The organism is Eubacterium sp. LMAG:50 (assembly GCF_008680265.1).
Taxonomy (GTDB): domain Bacteria; phylum Bacillota; class Clostridia; order Lachnospirales; family Lachnospiraceae; genus Eubacterium_U; species Eubacterium_U album.
The window spans coordinates 116081-141538 of the sequence record NZ_NALP01000005.1; the positions used below are offsets into that span (position 1 = coordinate 116081).

Annotated in this window: 21 protein-coding genes; 17 read left to right on the forward strand and 4 right to left on the reverse strand. The window is 33.0% G+C overall.

What is annotated here, in order from left to right:
* Positions 1-6 precede the first annotated feature (6 nt).
* Positions 7-1971 (forward strand): hypothetical protein, encoded by a 1965-nt coding sequence (locus CCC31_RS01940; protein WP_290849209.1) that lies wholly within the window; start codon positions 7-9, stop codon positions 1969-1971.
* A 33-nt stretch (positions 1972-2004) separates the two neighbouring features.
* Positions 2005-2859, forward strand: coding sequence for an ABC transporter ATP-binding protein (locus tag CCC31_RS01945; protein ID WP_118565355.1), 855 nt, complete (start codon positions 2005-2007; stop codon positions 2857-2859).
* A gap of 214 nt (positions 2860-3073) precedes the next feature.
* Here the strand turns inward: CCC31_RS01945 and CCC31_RS01950 are convergent, their stop codons facing one another.
* Both CCC31_RS01950 and CCC31_RS01955 read right to left on the reverse strand, forming a co-directional pair.
* Positions 3074-3754: a ribonuclease H family protein gene (locus tag CCC31_RS01950; protein ID WP_022089731.1), complete on the reverse strand. Its 681-nt coding sequence runs from the start codon at positions 3752-3754 to the stop codon at positions 3074-3076.
* Positions 3755-3774: 20 nt separating this feature from the next.
* Entirely contained in the window at positions 3775-4734 is a 960-nt protein-coding gene (locus tag CCC31_RS01955; protein WP_290849212.1) for a L,D-transpeptidase, read from the reverse strand.
* 282 nt (positions 4735-5016) lie between these two features.
* Between CCC31_RS01955 and CCC31_RS01960 the strand changes: the two genes are divergently transcribed.
* The 4 genes from CCC31_RS01960 to CCC31_RS01975 all read left to right on the forward strand — a co-directional run bounded on the left by CCC31_RS01960 (position 5017) and on the right by CCC31_RS01975 (position 10004).
* A complete protein-coding gene (locus CCC31_RS01960) occupies positions 5017-6345 on the forward strand; it encodes a glutamine synthetase family protein (protein ID WP_117908717.1) in 1329 nt (442 codons plus the stop codon).
* Between the two features lie 136 nt (positions 6346-6481).
* On the forward strand, positions 6482-6946 hold the full coding sequence (locus CCC31_RS01965) for an ANTAR domain-containing protein (RefSeq protein ID WP_290849214.1): 465 nt from the start codon (positions 6482-6484) through the stop codon (positions 6944-6946).
* A 33-nt stretch (positions 6947-6979) separates the two neighbouring features.
* Complete coding sequence (locus tag CCC31_RS01970; protein ID WP_290849216.1) at positions 6980-8200, forward strand: LL-diaminopimelate aminotransferase; 1221 nt, start codon at positions 6980-6982, stop codon at positions 8198-8200.
* A gap of 307 nt (positions 8201-8507) precedes the next feature.
* Positions 8508-10004 (forward strand): Tad domain-containing protein, encoded by a 1497-nt coding sequence (locus CCC31_RS01975; RefSeq protein ID WP_290849219.1) that lies wholly within the window; start codon positions 8508-8510, stop codon positions 10002-10004.
* Between the two features lie 95 nt (positions 10005-10099).
* Here CCC31_RS01975 and CCC31_RS01980 read toward each other — a convergent pair whose 3' ends face one another.
* On the reverse strand, positions 10100-10306 hold the full coding sequence (locus CCC31_RS01980) for a hypothetical protein (protein ID WP_290849547.1): 207 nt from the start codon (positions 10304-10306) through the stop codon (positions 10100-10102).
* A 334-nt stretch (positions 10307-10640) separates the two neighbouring features.
* Positions 10641-11288 (reverse strand): phosphoribosyltransferase, encoded by a 648-nt coding sequence (locus CCC31_RS01985; RefSeq protein WP_022089738.1) that lies wholly within the window; start codon positions 11286-11288, stop codon positions 10641-10643.
* Between the two features lie 412 nt (positions 11289-11700).
* On the opposite strand from CCC31_RS01985, the gene gatC reads away from it, so the two are divergent.
* From gatC to CCC31_RS02040, 11 genes are all read left to right on the forward strand, one after another.
* A complete protein-coding gene (gatC, locus tag CCC31_RS01990) occupies positions 11701-11994 on the forward strand; it encodes an Asp-tRNA(Asn)/Glu-tRNA(Gln) amidotransferase subunit GatC (RefSeq protein ID WP_290849222.1) in 294 nt (97 codons plus the stop codon).
* Between the two features lie 32 nt (positions 11995-12026).
* Complete coding sequence (gatA, locus tag CCC31_RS01995) at positions 12027-13493, forward strand: Asp-tRNA(Asn)/Glu-tRNA(Gln) amidotransferase subunit GatA (RefSeq protein WP_290849224.1); 1467 nt, start codon at positions 12027-12029, stop codon at positions 13491-13493.
* 12 nt (positions 13494-13505) lie between these two features.
* Positions 13506-14933: an Asp-tRNA(Asn)/Glu-tRNA(Gln) amidotransferase subunit GatB gene (gene gatB, locus CCC31_RS02000; RefSeq protein ID WP_117908733.1), complete on the forward strand. Its 1428-nt coding sequence runs from the start codon at positions 13506-13508 to the stop codon at positions 14931-14933.
* 67 nt (positions 14934-15000) lie between these two features.
* Positions 15001-16443 (forward strand): amidophosphoribosyltransferase, encoded by a 1443-nt coding sequence (gene purF / locus CCC31_RS02005; protein WP_290849227.1) that lies wholly within the window; start codon positions 15001-15003, stop codon positions 16441-16443.
* 23 nt (positions 16444-16466) lie between these two features.
* Positions 16467-17897 (forward strand): adenylosuccinate lyase, encoded by a 1431-nt coding sequence (gene purB, locus CCC31_RS02010; protein ID WP_022089743.1) that lies wholly within the window; start codon positions 16467-16469, stop codon positions 17895-17897.
* Between the two features lie 130 nt (positions 17898-18027).
* A complete protein-coding gene (locus CCC31_RS02015) occupies positions 18028-19281 on the forward strand; it encodes an FKBP-type peptidyl-prolyl cis-trans isomerase (RefSeq protein ID WP_290849229.1) in 1254 nt (417 codons plus the stop codon).
* A 32-nt stretch (positions 19282-19313) separates the two neighbouring features.
* Positions 19314-20486, forward strand: a complete 1173-nt coding sequence (locus CCC31_RS02020) for an FKBP-type peptidyl-prolyl cis-trans isomerase (RefSeq protein WP_022089745.1) — start codon at positions 19314-19316, stop codon at positions 20484-20486.
* 24 nt (positions 20487-20510) lie between these two features.
* Positions 20511-22448: a DUF2142 domain-containing protein gene (locus CCC31_RS02025; protein WP_290849232.1), complete on the forward strand. Its 1938-nt coding sequence runs from the start codon at positions 20511-20513 to the stop codon at positions 22446-22448.
* A 16-nt stretch (positions 22449-22464) separates the two neighbouring features.
* On the forward strand, positions 22465-23904 hold the full coding sequence (locus tag CCC31_RS02030; RefSeq protein WP_022089747.1) for a uracil-xanthine permease family protein: 1440 nt from the start codon (positions 22465-22467) through the stop codon (positions 23902-23904).
* A gap of 412 nt (positions 23905-24316) precedes the next feature.
* The gene (locus CCC31_RS02035) at positions 24317-24916 is read left to right on the forward strand and encodes a C39 family peptidase (RefSeq protein ID WP_158574507.1); all 600 of its coding nucleotides are present in this window, start codon (positions 24317-24319) and stop codon (positions 24914-24916) included.
* A gap of 5 nt (positions 24917-24921) precedes the next feature.
* The gene (locus tag CCC31_RS02040; RefSeq protein WP_022089749.1) at positions 24922-25398 is read left to right on the forward strand and encodes a hypothetical protein; all 477 of its coding nucleotides are present in this window, start codon (positions 24922-24924) and stop codon (positions 25396-25398) included.
* Positions 25399-25458 lie beyond the last annotated feature (60 nt).

Below are 25458 nucleotides of genomic sequence, written 5' to 3' on the forward strand. Positions count from 1 at the left end.
TGCTTTATGCTTATTAAAGAATTAAAGAAAATAATATCGAATAAATGGATATTATTTTTACTTTTTGTTCTAAGTATATTTAATATATTTTTTTGCATTAATTCTCAAAGCAAAGAGTTAAAACAAAGTAATGAAAAAATAGAACAACAACAGGAAAAGATAAACAATTATTCAGAATATATTCAAAGTATGCAGGAAAATCTGAACAAAATATCTTCATTTAAAATGTTTAACGGAAAAAATAATTATCATAAAAAAAGTGCGGAAAAAGTAATCAATGCATATGATAAAGTGAAAAATGTTAAGCCTGAATTTGGAAATTATTCAGTAATTGATAATATTACAAAATTAGGATTTTCAGATGTTGTAATTTTTATAATTATTCTACAGTGTGTGGTTGTGTCTATAAATTGTGACAGAAGGAATGGTATGATGAAACTTATAAAATCCTGTAAAAAGGGAAGAGTTTCTCTAATCATTTCAAAAATAGGAGCGATAATTGTTTCAGATTTAGCTGTAGTCTTACTGATATATATTCCATTATTTGTTGCTTCTATTAATATTATTGGATGTGATATACTAAATGTCCCGATTCAATCGGTACCTGGATTTTATGAGTCAGCTTTTAATGTATCGGTAATTCAGTATTTGATTTTTTATATTGTATTTAAATATATAGCTGCTATAGCATATTCAGTTATATTATTAGTATGTGTGATATTATTTGAAAATATAGGAATATTGTATACATTAATTGGAATAATAATGACTTTATCTATATTAGCAAAACAATTTATAAATTGGGATTATAAATTAGCAGTATTAAAGATATTAAGTCCGGTAACTCTGATTGACACAACATCATTAACTTATAAATATTACAATATGAATATTTTGGAACAACCATTCAATATAACAGGCGTAGCTATAGTAACTATATGTATTTATTTCATAGCATTTGCCACAATGGGAATAATATTTTTTTCAAATAATGTTGATATAAATATCAAGCTTAAAAAAAATAACAAAGCCTTATCCCAAAAATTCAGAGTTAGAACAATGACATTTATGGAATATAAAAAAGTGTTAGTAATTAATAAGGGAATATTTATACTAATTGCATTAGCCATAACTCAGATATACATGATGAATAATATAGATACACAGATGGACGAAACACAGAAATATTATTCAGAGTATATGCAGAAATTAGAAGGAACAACAAATGACAGCAAAGATTTATATATAAAACAGGAACAGGAAAGATTTGATAATATTCAGAAAGAATATGATGAAAACACAAAACTTTATATGAATAATCAAATAAGCTATGAAAGTTTTATGATAATAAGCAGTCAGTATAGTTGGGATATATTACCTAAAGAAGCGTTTGATATGGTAAAAAATAATAACGAATATGTAAAGAAATTAAAGCGTGAGGAAAAAATAAACGGCTGGTTAATTGATGATATAGGTATAAAATATTTAATAGAACCAAAAAAGATTTATAACGAAATCATCGCATGGATATTTATGATTTCAGCTATAATTTTAATTGTAGTAAGCTGTTTTGCATATGAAAGTGAAACAGGTATGAAAAAATTGACGGATTCAATGCTTTACGGTACTGAAAAGCTTAATAAAAAGAAATGGGGTGTATCAATTGTAATAACAACATTAGCATTTGTTATTGCTAATGTGCCATTCATATTTGTAATAGTAAATAATTTTAGATTATCAGGTGTATTAGCCCCGGCAAAAAGTATGCAAATGTTTTCAGAGATTCCAATTAACGTAAATATACTTACAGTATTAATTGGAATATATTTACTTAAATACATTGTAGTTTTAATAGCGATGATTGTAATAATACTAATTTCAAAACTATGTAATGGACAGATAAAACAAATGGCAATATCTTTTATGGTTTTAGTTATTCCATTAATTGTATATCAGTTATATATAGGGTAAAGAAAAGGAAAATTAATATGGAGGGAATATAGTATGTTGGAAATAAAGGGACTTACAAAAAAATATAAAGATAAACTTGCATTGGATAATTTTACATATACATTTGAAAAAGGCGTGTATGGATTGCTAGGGCCTAACGGTGCCGGAAAATCTACTTTAATGAATATACTTGTTGATGGCATTAAAAAAAGTGGTGGTGATATTCGATATAATGGTGAGAATATTACGAAACTTGGATATAAATATAGAGATATAATCGGATATGTGCCGCAACAACAAGGAATGTATGATTCGTTTACAGCTGAAGAGTTTTTGAATTATATAGCAAATTTAAAAGGCATAAATAAAAAAGAAATTTCTGATAAAGTTACAGAAATGCTTGAGTTTGTTAATTTAGAAAATGTTAGAAAGAAAAAATTAGGCGGATTTTCAGGTGGAATGAAACAGAGAATATTAATAGCCCAGGCATTGATTAATGATCCTGACATTTTGATTTTAGATGAACCGACAGCGGGATTAGATCCAAATGAAAGAATAAGAATACGAAATTTAATAGCACAAATAAGTATAAATAAAATAGTTATTATAGCAACACATATTGTTTCGGATATAGAATTTATTGCAAATAAAATAATAATGCTTTCAGCAGGTAAGATAATCAAAAACGGCAGTCCGTCAGAACTTCTGTCAGAAATTGATGGATATGTATTTGAGGAAATGATTGAAAAGTGTAATGTTGAAATGTATAATCAGAAATATTTGGTAAGTGGACTTATGGCAGGAGCACAGCAAGTTAAAATCAGATATATATGCAATGAAAAAGCGTGTAATGGGCATAAAGTAGAACCCAATTTGGAGGATTATTATTTATATAATACAATAAAGTAGTATAGCTATTTGAAGAAAAATAGGTATATAATAAGAATAGCAGAATTATTTTGAGAATGTTATGTTGCTGTTAGTTTTTTTGTTATATAAGGTAAGTAGAAAGCATAAGAAAGTGAATCAAATGTATGAATTTATTAATGGTGCTGTCGCATTAGCGACAGCACCATATCTGTGTAGGGCAAAGCCCTGATTATGCAATTAAGTTTTATTTTTTCTAATCTATCCCGCAGGCTTTTTTTGCAAGCATATCAGCAAGATCATTATATTTGTCACCGGAATGACCTTTAACTTTACAAAATGTAATGTCAACTTTTTTCTTTGCCTGTTCATAGTATTTTTTATAGGCAATTGTGCCGGGCTTATTTGCACGCCAATCGCCTGTACACCATTTTTCTATACCGGCATAATCGTGGTAAATTGCGATATGTTTTATGCCGTGTTCTATAGCAAAATCCATTGCTGCCATTGAACCAAATATTTCACCTGAGACATTTCGCATAGAAGCGAGTTCAGGGTCATCAAAATCTTTAGAAAGATGAAATTCCTCTCCATTATAGAAAATAACACAACCATATGAAAAATGCTTTGTAGCAATATTATAACTTCCGTCTACATAAGCAACGGCTTTTACGGAATTAGAAAATGGTTTGTCATCATCTTCAACAGATTCTTTTATGACAGGAAAATCAGAATCATCAACAGAATCGTCAGATGGCATATCGAAGAGAGACATCTGCTTACTTTCCAAATTAAGATATGCGTAAGCGTCAGCCATATTTGTGAAACTTTTATACAAGGCACCGGGATATCCGTTTACACTTGCTTTACATTCATCCCACGTTTCAAATATTCCGTTTGTTCTTCCAACTTTAACAGCGTATATTTTTTTTGCCATAAAACATATTCCTTCCGTAATTATTTTGTGGTTGTTTCTAAATCCTTTTTGGATGTAGTTTTAGAAACTGATTTATCTTTAACTTTAGAAGTAGTTTCTGAATTGTTTTTAGAAGTAGTTTCTAAATTATTTTTATTAGAAGTAGTCTCAGAAGGATATTCCATATATTCTTCGCTTTCATCAGTCTCTTTACCATCTTTCCAAGGATTTCCTGCAACCGGGTCAGTAGGGTCCCAATTAGCTCTCTCATCGTTTAAGTCGATTTTTTTTACTTTTTTAATTTTTACAGGTGGAACTTCTGAATCTGAATCGTAAATTGTAACAGGAGTTCCTTTTGGACAATTATCATATATCCATTTTATTCCGTTAATGTTAAGTCTTACACAGCCAAGGGAAGCGTTGCTTCCAAGTTTATTATATTCTTCACTTTCCAAATCATCGTTGTGTGCACTGTAATATGGAATAGAATGAAGCATGATTGAACCGTTGATACGGATTGCATATTGGGCATAAGAACCATCAACCATTAGTCTCCAAGGATAATAATCGCTTGTTTTAAATGAACCTGTAGGGGTGTCTTTTACATCTTTTCCGACAGAGCACATAAATCCTTTATAAGGAATGGAGTATCTTCCGTTCTTGTCAATTCCATATATAATTACATAATTCTGAGTTCTGTTAACTCTTATCTGATAAGGAAAATCAGCATCAAAATCAATCAAATGCTTTGCAGCATCGCCTGAAGGAGCTGTACTCATCTCTTCTATGGCAGAATCAGCAGGATTGTATGATGTTGTTTCTTCAAATAAAGATGAATTTTCGGTATTTTTTGTTGTAAGTTTTTCGGTATTACTTTTATTATTCATATTTGCATCAGACCTGTGTTCGGTTATTGATATTAAGAATATGCTGATTATTGCAAATAATGCTAAAAATATTATTACAAGTACGTATTTGTTTATTGGATTATTTTTTTTCATGTGTATTAATTCTCATCTTTCAAGTTTTGTCATATACAGTAAATAGAAAGGCACATATTAATCATAATATGATGTCGGGATTAAAAGTCCCCGACTTTGAAGCCTGTTTTCTCACATAATTCTATTGTAAAAACGGAGTAATTGCAATAGGCGGATTTTGTAAATTTAATTAAATTTTATTAAATTTTATTTATGAATCTAACGTTGACTATCAAATTGTGGTTTGTTATTATTTTATAAGGGTTAGACACCACATACTTTGTTTGGTGAAAGGAGAAACACATGAGATATACAAAACAAGAAATTATTAAAATTGCAGATGAAGAAGATGTTGAATTTATACGTCTTCAGTTCACAGATTTATTTGGGACATTGAAGAATGTTGCAATAACAAGAAGTCAGTTAGAAAAAGCATTGGATAATAAATGTATGTTTGATGGTTCTTCAATTGAAGGATTTGCCAGAATCGAAGAGTCAGACATGTATTTATATCCTGATTTAGATACATTTGAAATATTACCTTTCAGACCGCATCAGGGAAAAGTTGCAAGACTTATTTGCGACGTATATAAAACAGACGGAACACCTTATGAAAGTGATCCAAGATATGTCTTAAAGAAAGTATTAAAAGAAGCAGAAGATATGGGCTATACATTTAATGTAGGACCTGAATGCGAATTCTTTTTATTCCACACAGATGACAATGGATGTCCAACAACAATTACACATGAAAATGCAAGCTATTTTGATTTGGCACCTACAGATTTAGGTGAAAATGCAAGAAGAGACATGGTTCTTAATCTTGAAGATTTAGGATTTGAAATCGAAGCATCACATCACGAAGTAGCACCTGCACAGCATGAAATTGATTTTAAATATGATGAAGCATTAAAGACTGCTGATAATATTATGACATTTAAGCTTACAGTAAAGACAATAGCTAAGAGACATGGACTATATGCATCATTTATGCCTAAGCCAAAATACGGAGTATGTGGTTCAGGAATGCATACTAATATGTCATTGTTTAAAGAAGGAAAAAACATTTTTGCAGATGAAAATGATGAAAGAGGATTAAGTAAGGAGGCTTACAGTTTCATAGCAGGTATCATGGAACATATGAGAAGCATTTCAGCAATTACAAATCCTATCGTAAATTCATACAAGAGGCTTGTACCGGGTTATGAAGCACCTACATACATTGCATGGTCAGCTACTAACAGAAGCCCGCTTGTAAGAGTACCGGCAGCCAGAGGTGTAGGTACAAGAGTTGAACTTCGTTGCCCTGACTGTGCAGCTAATCCATACTTAACATTAGCAGTATGTCTTGCAGCAGGACTTGATGGAATTAAGAGAGGATTAGTTCCGAAAGAAAGTGTACAACAGGATATTTACTCAATGACAAGTAAAGAAAGAGATGAGGCGGGAATTGAAAACCTTCCAAAGAATCTTTATGAAGCTGTTAAGGAAATGAAGAAATCTTCATTTGTTAAGGATGTTTTAGGAAAAGAAACATTTGATAAATATGTATATGCAAAAGAATCAGAATGGATGGAATACACATCTCAGGTTACAGATTGGGAAATTAACAAATATTTAGACAGAATTTAATATTATAGTTTAAACTTAAGTAGATTTTGTAACAGAAACCGGAGGAATGAACGTGGTTGGAATTATAGTAGCATTTCCAAAACCTGAGGACAGCCGGGCAATCAGAAGTTTGTTATCCCGAAATGGGTTTAATGTAGTGGCCAATTGTACTACGGGGGCCAGTGCAATAAACAGAGCTGACGATATTGGTGAAGGCATTATTATAACAGGATATAAACTGCCTGATATGTTATACAGTGATATTGTAGACAATGTAGGAAGCAGTTTTGAAGTGATATTACTTGCTTCTAAAAGCAGACTAATGGAAGATAATACCGGGGTAGCAACTCTTGAGATGCCATTAAAAGTTAGAGATTTGATTAATTCTGTTGAGATGATGGAGAATCAGATACTGGCAAAAAGACATAAGAAAAAAGGTAAGCCGGGAGCTAGGAGCCCGAAAGACCAGGCGATAATAAATCAGGCCAAGGAGGCATTAATGACGGTACAGAATTTAACAGAAGAGCAGGCCCATAGATACTTACAAAAGAACGCCATGGATAGTGGTTGTACAATGGTTGAAGTGGCAAAGATGGTTTCAGTTATGTTGTATCGCGATTAACATATATTAATTAACATTAGGAGGATTGAAAAAATGTTTAAAATTAATGAAAATTACTTGAAACTTAGGGGAAGTTATCTTTTCTCAACAATTGCAAAAAAAGTTGCAGCTTACCAGGAAGCGCATCCTGATAAAGAATTAATCAGATTAGGAATTGGAGATGTTACATTGCCATTAGCACCGGCAGTAATTGACAGCCTTCATAAAGCAGTAGATGAAATGGCATCTGCTGAAACATTTCATGGATATGCACCTGATTTAGGATATGAATTTTTGAGAAAAGCAATTGCCGACAATGATTACAAGGCAAGAGGTGTTGAGATTGCGCTTGATGAAATATTTGTAAGTGATGGTGCTAAATCAGATTCAGGTAATATTGGAGATATTTTCTCACAGGATAATAAGATTGCAGTATGTGACCCTGTTTATCCTGTATATGTAGATACAAATGTAATGGCAGGAAGAACAGGAGAATTTCTTGAAGACGAAGAAAAATGGAGTGATGTAATTTATATGCCATGCACAGCAGAAAATAATTTTGTACCTGAACTTCCAAAAGAAGCACCGGACATCATTTATCTTTGCTATCCAAATAACCCAACAGGTTCTACAATTACAAAATCACAGTTACAGGAATGGGTTGATTATGCAAATAAGGTTAAGGCAGTTATTATTTATGATGCAGCATATGAAGCTTATATTTCAGAAGAAGATGTTCCGCATACAATCTATGAATGTGAAGGTGCTAAAACATGTGCCATTGAATTAAGAAGCTTTTCAAAGAATGCAGGATTCACAGGAACAAGACTTGGATTTACAGTAATTCCTAAGGAATTAAAGCAGGGAGATGTAATGTTAAACAGCCTTTGGGCAAGAAGACACGGAACAAAGTTTAACGGAGCTCCATACATTATCCAGAGAGCCGGCGAAGCAGTTTACTCAGAAGCAGGAAAGAAGCAGACAGCTGAGCAGGTAGCTTATTACATGAACAATGCAAAGACAATTCGTGAAGGTCTTTCTGAAGCAGGATATAAAGTATCAGGTGGTGTTAATGCACCTTATGTATGGCTTCAGGTACCTGAAGGAATGACATCATGGGAATTCTTTGACTACTTATTAGAAAATGCAAATGTAGTAGGAACACCTGGTTCAGGATTTGGACCAAGCGGTGAAGGATACTTCAGACTTACAGGATTTGGAACATATGAAAATACAGTTAAGGCTATTGAAAGAATTAAGGCTTTGAATAAATAGAGGATGTATCGTAAGGTTGAAAGTATAAAACTTTAGTAAGTACAACTATAGAATAAATTGAAATAAAAATATGGACTATTAATTGATAAGTTTTCTTACAGTAGGCAGGCAAAATAGTATAGCCTGAAACTTAATAAATATTATTAATTGATAGTCCTTTTATTGTTGCTTTTGTGAAAAAAAGTAGTGAAAATAACCAAAAATACAAAAAAAGGTTGATTTTATAAAAAGAAAATTTGTATAATGTATTTAATATAGATACGTGATAAATAGTTAGTTTATTTATTTTTGTATGGAGGGTTAAACAATGGAGAGGTTTTTAGGAAATCGTAAAGATAGAGACGAAGAAGGATCAGTTATAATTCTTGTTGCAGTTCTTATGGTTGTATTTCTTGGAATGGCAGCATTAGTTGTTGATTTAGGTGCAGATTATGTGTATAAGGCAAAGATGCAGACAGCGTGTGATACTGCATCAAGAGCAGCAGCTTCAGCCTTGCCGGATACTACAAAAGCTACGGAACTTGCTAAGTATTACATGAAGGAAAATGGGTTCACGGACACAAGAAATGTGCAGGTCGAATTTCAGGACTCTAATTCAAAAGTGCAGGTATATCTTAAAGAAGAAAGAAAGACAACATTTGCAAGAGCCCTTGGTATTAAGAGTAATAAGATAAGTACGGTTGCAGTTGCTACAAAAGGTGGTTCAAGTAGTCCGAGAGGGTTTAAATATGCTATATTTTCTGGAGATAAAGATGCAACATTGAAACTTGGAGCAGTTTATAAAGTTGATGGAGCAGTGCATGCAAATGGAAAGATTTGGTCTAGCCCAGGAAGTGGATATGCATTTTCTTTTGAAGCTTCAAAAGGATTTGAAGAATTGAATTCATCGACAACAAAGATTGGCGTTAAAAATGGAGATAATGTAAATCTTTTAGATGTTACTTCTGATGAAGCTAAGAGCCATATAAATTCAAATGCACGATATGAAGAAATGCCTACTTATTTAGGAGAAAACATTGAAAAGTTAATTGTAAAGCCTTCAGTTCCGGAGAACTTTGATTTGACAATAGCTGAAGTTAATAAAAAAGGAAGTGAAGGTTATAAGAGCATTAAATATATAGGAAATGAGACGTGGTGGGGAGGCACTTGGTCATTTGGAAATGATTTGTTAATAGATAATAGTTCTAGAAGTGGAGACTATAATTTAGGAGGAGGAAAACTGATAATCAATGGAGATTTGTATATAAATGGAGATGCAAACAAAAACACTACATTATCTTTTTATTCGGGAGGAATAGAGATAAATGGAAATGTATATTGTGCTGGCAAATTAAAACTAGCCGGCTCAAAAGTACATATTAAAGGAAATGTATATTGTGTTGGAGATTTGTATTTAGAATCAGGAGATGTAAAGTTTGACTCTACATATATATATGCAAATAGTTTTACAGCCACTAATGGTTTTGTGTTGTCAGGAGCGTTGGTAACGGAAAAAAATATAAACATTACTGGTGCCATGGCACAGATAAATAGTAGTTCTGATTCTACAATGACTATGTATTCAAAATATGGAAATATAAATGGTGGACAGGCATCATCAGAATATCACGGACTTGTATTTGCACCAAATGGAGATATATCATGGTGTGGTAATTCTATTAAAATATATGGTAGCATTATTGGAAAAACAATTAGTGGAATACCGGCAGATGTTATTATTCATCCATTGGATAGAGATTTAGAATATGACACAAATAATCCTAATGGTTCAGCTACGGGTAGTGGAATAATGTTGATTAAATAGTTATATTAAAAATAACACTTTGGCAAAATGACTTGTCAAAGTGTTATTTTTTATCATCGAAAACCTGAACTTAGAAAAAATTACACCATTCATATTTAAACTCTTGTAACCTGTTCTTCTAATTCTTTATAATTCATATCGTTAGGATTTGTACATGAAAAATCATGCATGAGTCTTCCAATCGCATCATTTCCCCGATATGCTCCATTAACATATATTATATATCGTAGAGCCTGTAGGCGTTCTAAATCTTTATTGTTTTGTAGTTGTTCACTTATGCTCAATCTTTTATTACCTTTCATTATAATTGTTCTTTTGTTCATTGACAACTATATAAAAATCTAAATTATGCAGAAATAATACTTTATTACGTAGATAATTTGATTTATACCATAGTTTTCACTGGCTGTACACATACTGTATGTGTACAACTAATTATACATCACAATTTATCAAAATGTCAATAACAACAATATGTTGCGTATTGCTAGCTGGAATAATATTAAATATTAGCAGAGAAAAATAAGATTTTACATAAAAAGGTATTGCATTTAGTCGATGCAATACCCTTAAAATATTATTACTATTCAGTTTTATATTTCGTATAGTAGTCTGACCTTTAAGGCAAAGATTACATTACAATTCACTATACCCATATCCGTTAACAATGGCTTCAATTTTTTCATTTGCCTTGCACATAGGGCAATCATTGTGAGAGTAAATGTTGTATCCCGGAATATCATCTGCCTTAAACAGAGAATCGATGTGGTAACCGTCAACGTTATCAACGGCACTGAATATAGCGGATATACCCTGCAAAATTCCTCCGTAGTAAGAAACACATTCAATACAGTTCTTTACTGTAGTTCCGGTACTTGCAGAAGCAAGTAATAAAAGAACGTTTCTATTCTTAATTTCATGCTTAAGATTGTCTCTGAATATCATAAGGCCATTAGAATCATATTCAGGTGAAACGACGTAAATAGTCTTGTGTGCATTCATGGATAATACTCCGGCCTTAGTAAGTTCGCTTGCTAAGAAAGCTCCAATGACCTCGCATCCGTCCATACATACGATTGTGTCAATAGGTTTCCCCATAACGTTGTAGTAATCCTTCATTGCGACTGCAATCTGCTCAGCTTCACGTTGTCTTGTTTTCATTGTAGTCATATCAAGATAATGACTAACGTGTGAATGAGTAGTAGCAAAATGTCCCTTTATAACTTTAAGGGCAATGTTAGGATTTTTTGAAGCATAATATTTTACAATTCTTCCCTCGTCCATAATGTGTCTACCTCCTTGTAGTAACAGAGCATTATGCTCTTTATTATTTATAAAATCTGAGAAATTGTTTCTACTCAAATTTATTTGTCTCCGCTCAAAAATATACTAATATTATACATCACAAAGCTGACAAATGAAATAATTAAGTGTAATTTAAAGGTTAAAAATCGTTATAAATTTAGTGGAAATATTTAAAGGAATAATAATAAAACCTGCAATATGAATAAAAATAAAGAAATTAGTGAAACTATTTGCAAGTAATACGGTGATTATGCTATATTGAAGAGTAGATGTTTATGGTTAAATGGAGATAGTCTGTGTGTATATTATAAATTTAAAGCATATTTATTTTAGCAGAACAGACTTTTCATTGCGATAATCATAACTTAAAGGAATGCTAGAGGAGGAAGATATGGCAAATATAATTTCAGACGAGACAATAGAGTATGTTGGAATTTTAGCAAAGCTTGAACTTTCAAATGATGAGAAAGAAAAAGCAAAAAGTGATATGGGCAGAATGCTTGATTATATTGATATGTTAAATCAGTTAGATACAAGTAATGTTGAGCCAATGAGCCACATATTCCCTGTAAACAATGTATTTAGAGAAGACGTTGTTGTAAACGGTGATGACAGAGAAAATATTCTTGCAAATGCACCGGAGGAAAGAGGCGGAGCATTTGTTGTTCCAAAGACAGTAGAATAATTTACTTACAGCAAATGAAAGGATATAGTGTTATGAATTTAATGAGTTTAACAGCCGTTGAACTTGGGAAAAAGATTAAAAGCGGCGAGGTTAAAGTTGTAGATGCGGTAAATGATGCATTTGCTCATATAGAAAAGCAGGACAAGACAATTAATAGTTTTGTTACTGTAACGAATAAAGAAGAGGCATTAAAGAAGGCTGAAGAAGTTCAGAAGTTAATTGACGAAGGAAAACTTACAGGACCATTAGCAGGCGTGCCTGTAGCTATTAAGGATAATATGTGTACTAAAGGCATGCTTACAACATGTAGTTCTAAAATTTTAGGAAACTTTGTTCCTACTTATACAGCTACAGCAGTTGAAAATCTTGAAAAAGCAGGAGCAGTTATAATTGGAAAGACTAACATGGATGAATTTGCCATGGGAAGTACTACAGAAACTTCTGCATTTGGAGCAACAAAGAATCCTTGGAACACAGAACATGTACCGGGTGGTTCATCAGGTGGTTCATGTACAGCTGTTGCATCAGAAGAATGCTCATATGCTTTAGGTTCAGATACAGGTGGATCAATCAGACAGCCAAGTTCATTTTGCGGAGTAACAGGAATTAAACCAACATACGGAACGGTTTCACGTTACGGACTAATTGCATACGGTTCATCATTAGACCAGATTGGACCTGTTGCAAAAGATGTTACTGATGTAGCTACAATACTTGAAACAATAGCGGGTCACGATGAGAAAGACTCAACATCAGTTAAGAGAGACGATTATAACTTCACTGAAGCATTAGTTGATGATGTTAAGGGATTGAAGATTGGTATCCCTAAAGACTATTTTGGTGATGGATTAGATAAAGAAGTAAAAGATTCTATTTTAAATGCAGTAGAAGTTTTAAAGAGCAAAGGCGCAATCGTAGAAGAATTTGATTTAAGCCTTGTTGAATATGCAATTCCTGCATATTATGTAATTGCCAGTGCGGAAGCAAGTTCAAACCTTGAAAGATTTGACGGTGTAAAATACGGATACAGAACACAGGAATATGAAGGTCTTCATAACATGTATAAAAAGACACGTTCAGAAGGTTTTGGTGAGGAAGTTAAGCGTAGAATTATGCTTGGTTCATTCGTATTAAGCAGTGGATATTATGATGCGTACTATTTGAAAGCATTAAGAACAAAAGCGTTAATTAAAAAGGCATTTGACGAAGCATTTGCTAAATATGACGTTATCATCGCACCGGCTGCACCTACAACAGCTCCTAAGATTGGAAGCAGTCTTGCTGACCCAATTAAGATGTATCTTGGAGATATTTATACAATATCAGTTAACTTAGCAGGTCTTCCTGGAATTACAGTTCCTTGTGGAAAGGATTCTAACGGACTTCCGATAGGAATGCAGATTATTGGAGACTGCTTTAAGGAAAAGACAATCATAAGAGCAGCATACGCTTATGAACAGACAAGAGAATATGAGCATTGCCCATCAGTAGAAGCATAAGGAGTGAAGTAAATGAAACAGTACGAAACAGTCATTGGACTTGAAGTTCATGTAGAATTAGCAACAAAAACAAAGATTTTCTGCTCCTGTTCAACAGAATTCGGAGGAGCACCAAATACACATACATGTCCTGTCTGTACAGGAATGCCGGGTTCACTTCCTGTATTAAATAAGCAGGTTGTTGAATATGCAGCAGCAGTAGGACTTGCAACAAATTGTACAATCACACAGAATTGTAAATTTGACAGAAAGAATTATTTTTATCCTGATAATCCACAGAATTATCAGATTTCACAGTTATATCTTCCAATCTGTAGAGATGGATATGTAGAAATCGAAACAGAAGAAGGAAAGAAAAAAGTAAGAATCCATGAGATTCATATGGAAGAAGATGCAGGTAAGCTTGTACATGATGATTGGGCTGACTGCTCATTAGTAGACTTTAACCGTTCAGGTGTACCTCTTATTGAAATCGTATCAGAACCTGATATGCGTTCAGCAGAAGAAGTAATTGCATACCTTGAAAAATTGCGTATGATAATTCAGTATTTAGGAGCTTCTGACTGTAAGTTAAATGAGGGTTCAATGAGAGCTGACGTTAACCTTTCAGTAAGAGAAGTTGGAGCAGCTGAATTTGGAACAAGGACAGAAACAAAGAACCTTAACTCATTTAAGGCAATTGCAAGAGCAATTGAAAATGAAAGAGAAAGACAGATTGATTTATTAGAATCAGGACAGGAAGTTGTTCAGGAAACAAGAAGATGGGACGATACAAAAGAGTATTCTTATGCAATGCGTTCAAAAGAAGATGCACAGGATTACAGATATTTTCCGGACCCTGATTTGGTTCCAATCAATATCAGTGATGAATGGTTGGAAAGATTAAAGTCAGAACAGCCTGAATTCAGAGATGAAAAGAAAGAAAGATACATTGAGGAATATGGACTTCCTGAATATGACGCAAATCTTTTAACGTTATATAAGCCTTTAACAGTTTTATTAGAAGCAGCAGTTGCAAATGGAAGCAAACCAAAAGAAGCCAGCAACTGGTTGATGGTAGAAACAATGCGTCTTGTAAAGGAAAAAGGAATTGAACCTGACGAGGTTAAATTCTCTGCCGAAAACTTTAGTAAGTTCTTAAAACTTATTGATGATAACGTAATTAACAAAACAGTTGCCAAAGAAGTATTTGAGGCAATGTTTAATGATGACATAGACCCTGAAAAATATGTAGATGAACATGAATTGAAGATGGACAACAATACAGATGACCTTAAGAAGATAATCGAGGAAGTCATTGCTAACAACCCTAAGGCAGTTGCAGATTATCAGGGTGGAAATCAGAAGGCGATTGGAGCATTAGTAGGTCAGACAATGAAAGCTACACAGGGTAAGGCTAATCCGCAGATGATAAATCAGATGCTTAGAGAGTTGCTATAGTTGTCGCATTGATATATAATGCAATGGAAAAATATAAAAGTTAGTATACGTAGGTGGAGAAAAGAAAATGAATAGTATCGAGCTTCAACAAAATTGGGAAGATGATGGACTGCATGAAGAATGTGGTGTGTTTGGTATGTATGATTTAGATGGCAATGATGTTGCATCATCAATTTATTATGGATTATTTGCACTGCAGCACAGAGGACAGGAAAGCTGTGGTATTTCTGTATCAGACACGTTTGGACCTAGGAAAGTGGATTTGTTAAAAGGAATGGGACTTGTAAATGAAGTATTTAACAGCGAAAATTTGTCAAAACTTCACGGAAATATCGGTGTAGGACATGTTCGTTATTCTACAGCAGGTGAAAGTATTCCTAGTAATGCACAGCCACTTGTAATCAATTATGTTAAAGGAACATTGATGCTTGCTCACAATGGTAATTTGATTAATGCAAATGAACTTCGTGATGAGTTAGCATATACAGGAGCAATTTTCCAAACAACAATTGATTCGGAAGTTATTGCTTATCTTGTTGCAAGGGAAAGAATTAATGCAAAGACAGCACAGGAAGCAGTTACAAATGCGATGAAGAAATTAAAAGGTGCTTATGCACTCGTAATTTCAAGTCCTCGAAAACTTATTGGTGCAAGAGATCCATTTGGTTTTAAACCATTATGTATTGGCAAAAGGGACAATGCTTATATTTTAGCATCTGAAACATGTGCCCTTGATACAATTGGTGCTGAATTTGTAAGAGATGTACTTCCGGGAGAAGTTGTAACTATTGACAAAGATGGAATTAAATCAGATACATCAATGTGTCTTCCTAAAGCAAAAGAAGCAAGATGTGTATTTGAATATATTTACTTTGCAAGACCGGACAGCAATTTTGATGGAGTGAGTGTATATCATTCAAGAATTATGGCAGGAAGATTCTTAGCTATGGATTCACCGGTTGAAGCAGATATTGTTGTGGGTGTACCTGAATCCGGAAATGCAGCAGCCATGGGTTATGCAATGGAATCAGGAATTCCTTACGGAACGGCATTTGTCAAAAACAGTTATGTTGGCCGTACATTTATTAAGCCTCAGCAAAAGAGCAGGGAATCAAGTGTTAGAATTAAATTAAATGTTTTAAAAGAGGCAGTTTGTGGTAAACGAGTAATAATGATTGATGATTCAATTGTAAGAGGAACCACAAGTGATAGAATTGTTCAGATGTTAAAGGATGCAGGTGCCACAGAGGTACATGTAAGAATCAGTTCACCACCATTCTTATATGAATGTTATTTTGGAACTGATATACCATCAAGAGATCAGTTAATTGCCCACAATAGAACAATAGAAGAAATCAACGAAATAATCGGTGCAGATTCATTAGGATACCTTAGAGTTGAAAGATTAAAAGAAATCGCAGGCGGACTTGGGATTTGCACAGGATGTTTTGATGAAAAATATCCAATGGAGCCACCAAAAGAGGATATCCGTGGAGAATATATAAAATAAGGTCAAATGTTAAGGAGGAATTTATGAACGACAGATACCAAAGCCCATTATCAGAAAGATATGCAAGTAAGGAAATGCAGTATATTTTTTCACCTGATATGAAGTTTAAAACATGGAGAAAATTATGGATTGCATTAGCAGAATCTGAAATGGAATTAGGATTAAACATTACACAGGAACAGATTGATGAACTTAAGGCTCATGCAGATGATATTAACTACGATGTAGCAAAAGAAAGAGAAAAATTAGTTCGTCATGACGTAATGTCTCATGTTTATGCTTATGGTCAGCAGTGCCCTAAGGCAAAGGGAATTATCCATTTAGGAGCAACATCATGTTACGTTGGTGATAACACAGATATAATTATAATGACAGAAGCATTAAAACTTGTTAGAAAGAAATTAATTAACGTTATCAATGAACTTGCTAAATTTGCTGATAAATATAAATCTCAGCCTACATTGGCTTTTACACATTTTCAGCCTGCGCAGCCTACAACAGTAGGTAAGAGAGCAACATTATGGTTAATGGAATTAAAATTAGATTTAGACGATTTAAATTACATGATTGACAGCATGATGTTGTTAGGTTCTAAAGGAACAACAGGAACACAGGCAAGTTTCCTTGAATTATTTGAAGGAGATCATGAAAAGATTAAAGAACTTGAAAATAAGATTGCAAAGAAAATGGGATTTGAAAAATGCTTCCCTGTTTCAGGACAGACTTATTCAAGAAAGATGGATACAAGAGTATTAAACGTTGTTGCAGGAATCGCAGCAAGTGCTCATAAATTCTCAAACGATATTCGTTTGTTACAGCATTTGAAAGAAATTGAAGAACCATTTGAAAAGAATCAGATAGGTTCATCAGCAATGGCTTACAAGAGAAATCCTATGAGAAGTGAAAGAATCGCATCTCTTGCAAATTATGTTATGGTTACAGCACTTAACCCTGCTATTACATCAGCAACACAGTGGTTTGAAAGAACTTTAGATGATTCAGCAAATAAGAGATTAAGCGTTCCGGAATGCTTCCTTGCTATCGATGGAATTCTTGATTTATACTTAAATGTAGTAGATGGTTTAGTTGTATATCCAAAGGTTATTGAAAAGAGACTCATGAGTGAACTTCCATTTATGGCAACAGAAAATATTATGATGGATGCCGTTAAAGCAGGTGGCGACCGTCAGGAAATGCACGAAAAGATTCGTACACTTTCAATGGAAGCAGGAAAGAACGTTAAGGAAAAAGGCTTAGACAACAATTTACTTGAACTTATTGCAAATGACCCATCATTTAATATGAGTTTAGAAGACTTACAGAAGACAATGGACCCAAGTAAGTATGTAGGACGTTCACCTGAACAGGTTGAAGAATTCTTGAGAGATGAAATTCAGCCAATTCTTGATGCAAATAAAGAAATCTTAGGATTAACAGCAACAATTAACGTATAAATTTAGTTGTGACGTAATTGTGAATAAGTAATAAAGTCTTTAAATATTAAATAAAATGTGATAAAATCGGTTGTATGTGTGTGACACGAAATACAACTGATTTTTTCAGTTATGAAAAGAGGAGAACAAGATGTTTAAGAAAAGTTTAGCAGTGGCAATGGCTGTGATGATGACAGTATCATTAGCAGGATGCGCCGCAGGGGAAAAGATAGCAGACGCTACAGGAAAGAGAAGCGACTATGATAAATGTAAATCAAGTTACTATGGAACAGTTAAGTTAGCTGATTACGATGAATTTGAAATGTACTCAGATGAAGTTAGTTTTTCAGACGATGATGTAGATAGTGAAATTAACTCAGTGCTTGAATCAGATAAGTCATACGAAGATACAGATGAAACAGATGTTACAGATAAGTCAATTGTTGACATCAGTTATGTTGGAACAATTAAGGTAAAGAAAAAAGATTTTGCATTTGATGGTGGTACAGCAGATAACCAGACATTAGATATTGCAAACAGCTCATATATTGAAGGATTTGCTGAAGGTTTAGTTGGACATAAAGTAGGAGAAAAGGTTGAATTAAACTTAACATTCCCTGAAAACTATACAAATTCAACAAAAGATGCTGATGGTAACGAACTTAAATTAGCAGGAAAGAAAGTTAAATTTGAAGTAACAATTAATAAGATTGTAAAAGAAGTTACACCTGAACTTACAGATGATTATGTAAAGAAGAATTTAAAAGACAAATATGGTGTAGAAACAGCCGACGGCTTAAAAGAGTATTTTAAGAATCAGTTAGAAATTTCAAAAGTTGGAAGTACAAATGCATTAGCTGATTACGTTGAAAAATGTGATGTCAAAGTAGATGAAGATGGTGTAAAGAAAGAGGTTGATAAACAGCTTTCAAGCTTTAAGGATACATTAGAACAGCAGTCAATGACAATGGATGATTACCTTACACAGTATGGTAATGGAGAATCAGAAGCAGATTTAAAGAAAAAGATAAAAGAAAGCATTACAAATCAGTTTAAGACATACGCGGTTATTTGTGCAGTAGTTGAAAAATCAGGAACAGTATTAAAAGAAGAAAGATACAATAAATGGTTAAAGCAGATTGCAGCACAGAGCAAGTATGAAAAGGTTGATGACTTTATCAGTGCTTATGAACAGTACTATAAATCATATTACGGACAGGAAATTGATGCCGAAGATACATTTACAATTCAGTGCACATATCTTGACGCAATGGAAATCTTAATTGATAAAGGAAATGTTAAGGAAGGTACAAGACCAGAAGAAACAACAACAGAAGCAACAACAGCAGCAGAAGATGCATCAGTAGAAGAGACAACAGAGGCAGAAGAAACAACAGCTGAATAATTGGTGGGATTACTATAAAGGAGCGTATTACAATGAAAAAAGCTATAGCATTAACACTTACATTAGCAATGGCAGTAACAATGGCAGGTTGTGGTAATAACCAGAAGGGAACTGTTACCAGTGCCAGTGGTAAAAAGATTTCAACAGATTTAATAAAGGGTTCAATTAAACTTGCTGATTACAAAGGATTAGAAGTTTATGAAGATGAAATTAAAGTTGAAGATACAGAAGTTCAGAGTCAGATAGACAACCTTTTAAAAGAAAAGCAGGACAGCAATGTAGTTACAAAGGGTAAGGTTGTAGAATCTGATACAGTTAATATTGACTATACAGGAACAATTAAGTTAAATGGCGAAGATTTCAAATTTGATGGTGGTTCAGCAACTAATTATGATTTAGACATTGACAACAGTCAGTTTATAGATGGATTTGCAGAAGGGCTTGTAGGACATAAAGTTGGTGAAGAAGTAACTCTTAACCTTAAATTCCCTAAAGATTATTCACAGACATCTAAGGATGCAGACGGCAATGAATTAACTCTTGCAGGAAAGAAAGTCAAATTTGTAGTAAAGATTAATTCAAGAAAAGTTCTTCCTGAACTTACTGATAAATTTGTAAAAAAGAATTACAAAAAACAGTACGGAACAAAGACAGTAGATGAATTAAAGAGCTATATAAGCAATCAGCTTAGAACAAATAAAATTGTAAATGCAGTATTTAGTGATTATGTTGATAAATGTGATGTTGCAGCTTACGATGAAAAAGAAGTTGAAAGCATAGAAGATTTCAATAACAGCGCAATGGCTTCACGCCTTCAGTCTAAGTACAAGACAAATCTTGACACATATCTTAAAGCATGCAAGATGTCAAAGAAAGACTGGAACAAGAAGATGGAAGATTCAGCACAAAAAACTGCTAAGCAGGCAATGGTAATTGAAGGAATTGCAATTAGTGAAGGTCTTTGGGCATCAGAGAAAGATTACAATGCAGGACTTAAGAAAGTAGCTACATCAATGGGATATAAGTCTGTTGATGAATTAGAATCATATTTTACACAGTATCAGGCATACTATGGACAGGTTATTATTAAAGAATCAGTTGCATTTAACGAAGCTGTAAATCAGCTTATCGCAGATAATGCAAAAATATTAGAAGGTTCAAGACCGGCAGACGAGACAACAACAGAAGAAACAACAGCTGAGTAGAATAAATAAGGTTAAGGAAGTTAGATGAAGAATATATCATTAGAAAAAGTTAAGCCTCAGATTCGAATTATTTTAGAAATTGCATTTGCAATAATTATTGCAGTTGTAATTGAATTTGGGATGAACTATCCTTCCCTGACAAAAAGCTATGAAGCAGTTTTGTTTAGCAATTCAGGTGAAGTGAATGAAGATGGCGATTTAGTTTATTCACAGAATATGGACAAGGCTGTTTACGTAAACAAATTAAAAATTAAAGCTGAGACTTTGGAGAAAAATTCATACACGGTAGTGGCTACTGTTGTTAATGATTTTGGAAAGACAAAGTCAGTTGAAATTACAGATAAGGCATACCCGGAATTCGGGTATGCCTATACGAATGTTAGGGAGAAAGTTTCAAAACTCCAGGTAATATTTACTTCTCCGGAAAAAATCAATGTAAGTGAGATATCATATTCAAATAAGGCGAATTTTAACGGCTATAGAATGGCATTTTTTGCTTTAGTCATTTTCTTAGGCCTGATATTAATTTTTGAAAGAGAAATATATTTGAAAAAAGTCCAGATTTTCTATCTTATATTTGCACTTGGATTTGGAAGTCTGATTATTATGGCTTCAGGTCCTGTGTCAACGACATGGGATGAAGAAGTTCATTATAATTCAATTTACACATTAAATTTTCATCAGAAAGTTAAGTGGAATGAAGCATCAAAGTTAAATTGCACAAGAGAGGCTCCGGTAGCAAATACAAGAGAAGAGCTTAAAATGTTAAACAAGTACATGAATAACATTTCTAATAATGCATTAAAACAGCAGAAACCGGTTGGACTTATCAATAAAGGATATATAGTTTATCTGCCGATGATTGTAAGTTATCATATTTGTGAGGCGATAGGATTGCCTTATACGATGCAGTATACAATTGGAAGATTTGGAAATCTTATATTCTGTGCATTGCTTAATTGCTTTGTTATTTATGTGGCAAGGAGAAAGAAGTTACTTGTTGCTACATTAGCATTAATGCCTACTTTATTATTTCAGGCAAGTTTATACACTTATGATGGAGTAATATTTGCATGTATGAATCTTGGATTTGTACTTTGGATGAATTTAATGGATGATACAAATAATGACAAAGAAACTACATGGAAGCAGATTGCAATTGTGGCAGTATTGCTTGGCATAGGATGTATTGCGAAACCTGTATATTTTCCTGTTATGATTTTAATGGTTCCTATATTGTGGAAAATGATAAAGGACAGAGTGAAAGAATCCGCTAATGGAAAGAGGACAATAGTTCTTATAGCAGTTGCAGTAATTGCTGTGTGTATGGTTATGGCACTAATTTCCATGAGACATGTAATCATAAATTTATTACATGGTAATTCAGGTTATGGTGGAGACACCAGAGGTGGAAATACGGGAATTATCGGTCAGTTAGTTTCAATAATTAAACATCCGATAGCATTTATTAAGATGTTTATCCATGAGATATTTACTTTTGATAATTTTAGAAACTTTGGAGATAAGACGAAAAATCAGTTTTTACCAAGTAATTTAATGTTTTTAAATTTATATGGACTTGGAATGCTAAAAGATGCATGGTCATTTGTTCTATTGCCTGTTCTTGCAATGTTGTTTCTGACAAATACAGATGATGAACAAAATGAACCTAAAAATATAAAGACAATTAGAGTTGTAAATGGAATTGCAGTTGTATGTAGTGTGGCTTTGGTATGGCTTGCTATGTATCTGGCATTTACACCTATTGGAGCGGATGCAATAGAAGGAGTTCAGGCAAGATATTTTATACCGCTTTTGCTTCCGGCTGCGTACACTTTATGGAATAACAGAATTCAGATAAAGGTATCAAAGCAGCGATATTATCAAATTGTGCTAGGAGCAGCATTGGTGTTAGCCGGTGTATGCTTTTATCAAACGTTAATCTGTGGTAGATTAATATAAACTTTAGGAGGAAAAAATGAACAAAAACGAGAAAAACACAATTGGTGAATACGGTATTTACGATGCCAGTGTTCTTGGAGTACCAAAGATGCTTGTACTTGGTTTACAGCATACTTTCGCTATGTTTGGCGCAACAGTATTAGTTCCGCTTCTTACAGGGTTGGATGTTGCAACAACATTATTGATGGCAGGTTTAGGAACTTTATTATTCCACTTTATTACAGGTAGAAAAGTTCCTGCATTCCTTGGCTCATCATTCGCCTTTTTAGGTGGATATGCAGCTGTAGCCGGATTGAAGCCTGAAGGCTCAGATATTAATATGCTTCCATATGCATGCTTAGGTGTTGCTGTGGCAGGTCTTTTATATTTGGTAGTTGCAGCATTGTTTGCAATATTTGATATAAAGAAGATTATGAAATTTTTCCCACCTGTTGTAACAGGACCAATTATTGTAGCAATCGGTTTAAGTCTTGCAGGAAGTGCAGTTTCAAACTGTCAGACAAACTGGGTTATTGCTTTAATTGCATTAGGTGCAGTAATTGTATTTAACATTTGGGGAAGAGGAATGGCAAAAATCCTTCCAATTCTTTTAGGTGTATTAGTAGCAATTGTAATAGCAGTTATTTTAGCTATCACAACAGGAAGCCATGTATGGGTTGATGGAAATGAATATGTGGCAATGTTTGGAAATCCAAACTTCTTATTAGTATCAATTGATAAATGGGTTAACTTTAAAAATGCAGCATGGATTGGATTACCAATTCATGGTAATGAAATTGTATTTGGTAATGTGCCGGATGCTAAATTAGCAGTAAGTGCAATTATCGCTGTTGTTCCAATCGCTATTGCAACAATGATGGAACATATCGGAGATATTTCAGCAATCAGTGCAACAACAGAAAGAAACTTCCTTGCTAAGCCTGGTCTTAAGAGAACATTAGTAGGAGATGGTCTTGCAACAACTCTTTCAGCTTTATTTGGTGGACCGGCTAACACAACATATGGTGAAAACACAGGTGTTCTTGCTTTAACAAAGGTTTATGATCCAAAGGTAGTTGAAATTGCAGCAGTATTTTCAATCTTACTTTCATTCTCACCAAAGGTAGCAGCAGGAATTAACCTTTTACCAACAGGTATTATCGGTGGTATTTCATTTGTACTTTACGGAATGATTTCAAGTATCGGTATCAGAAACATGGTAGAAAATAAAGTTGATTTAACAAAGAGCAGAAACCTTATGGTTGCCGCAATTATTTTAGTATGTGCATTAGGTATTACATCAATTGACTTCTCAATAGGAAGCTTTGACATCAGCCTTACATCACTTGCAGTAGCAGCGATCGCAGGTATTTTATTAAATGCAATTCTTCCTGGAAATGACTATGAATTTAATGATGAAGAATTAGTTAAAAAAGAAATTGAAGAAGTTGCAGCACAAAAGGCTGAGCAGAAATAGAAACGCAGAAAAATAGATTACAGATAAATTAAAACCTTCAAAATGGGAGAAATCTTATTTTGAAGGTTTTTTATTTTGTAAAGTATGCTTTTTTGTACAAATAAAGAAATATACCGATTTTGACTTCAGTATTTGTATTGTTATATATAGGCAATGTAATTTTTAATTAAATTGATAAATCATTTTATTATATTAATGAAAAAAAGGATATATTTATTATTATTTATTATTACACGAATAATAAAATATAAAATATACAAATATATCATAGAAGAAAGCATATGTTGACAAAAATATTGCTAATGATATAATTGAATTAAAAATATATAGTAACAGGAGGTAAGAATATAATGAAAGAAAAATTGTATGGAGCGAAGAAGGTTTATTTAAAAGCTATTTGTTAAAAATGAATATGAATAAAAAAATTGATTACATAATAAAAGGGATAAATATAAAAAATGATACTAATAGTGGAACTATTAGTTGTGAAATAGCTGATAAGGCGACATATACCCCGGAATTTCTCAATACAGCAAGTAATGTAGTTGTATGTGGATTGTTTAATCAACAAGGGCAAGGAAAATATGGATTATGTTGGGCGGCATCTGTTGCAACTATAGTAAACTATAGAAATGGAACGGCATATACAGCTAAAAATGTTGCGGATAGAATGGGAATAGAATATAATACAGGTGGAACATTAGAAAATGCGTCTTTAGCATTAAATCTATATGGAGTTATGTATAAGGCAATATATAACCAAATTAGTTGGACTCTGGTAAAAAAGAATATTGATCAGAAGAGACCTATTTATGTTGCAGCAACTTCGAGTGGAAACGGACATGCGGTTGCATGTTTTGGATATAAAGTTAATAATCAGAAAAAGTATGTATATTTTTGGAATCCTGGTACACAGAGTACTTCTATTGTATTATACAAAACGGCCGGAACAACGTTTTCATATAATAATAGTGTATGGACTTGGAAATATACAGCTGCTAGAAATGGATAAGAGTAATGAAGATAAAAGTATATATATTTGGTATAATAATTATAGTTGGATATTTACTCACAGCATGTAGTAATGATGAAATAAATACAAAAAATGAAAAAACTGATAAAAATAATATTCTTAACAATAAAGAATATAATAAGATTGTTTATTGGATAGGTGGGCAAGGTATTGAAATAACTGATAAAGTAGATGTAGAAAATATAGTAGAGATTTTATCAACTGTTCCGGTGGAACGTAAAGAAAAAGCAGAAGAACGGGCAGGTGGAATTTTCTTGGATTTAATAAGTGATGGTAATCAAGAGGAAAGAATAGTAATATTAAGCGATTATATTTCTTACAATAATGAATATTATTATACAAAATATGATGTTATTCCAAGTGTTGAAGAAATTATTGAAGATGAAGCAAAAAAAAATGGACTAGAATATTTATTTGAAGATACATCGACTGGTCATCAGGGGAAAAAGAAAGTTAAGTAAATAATTTATATAATATATTTCATAAAAATAAGATAAGTATTATATTTTTATATATTATAT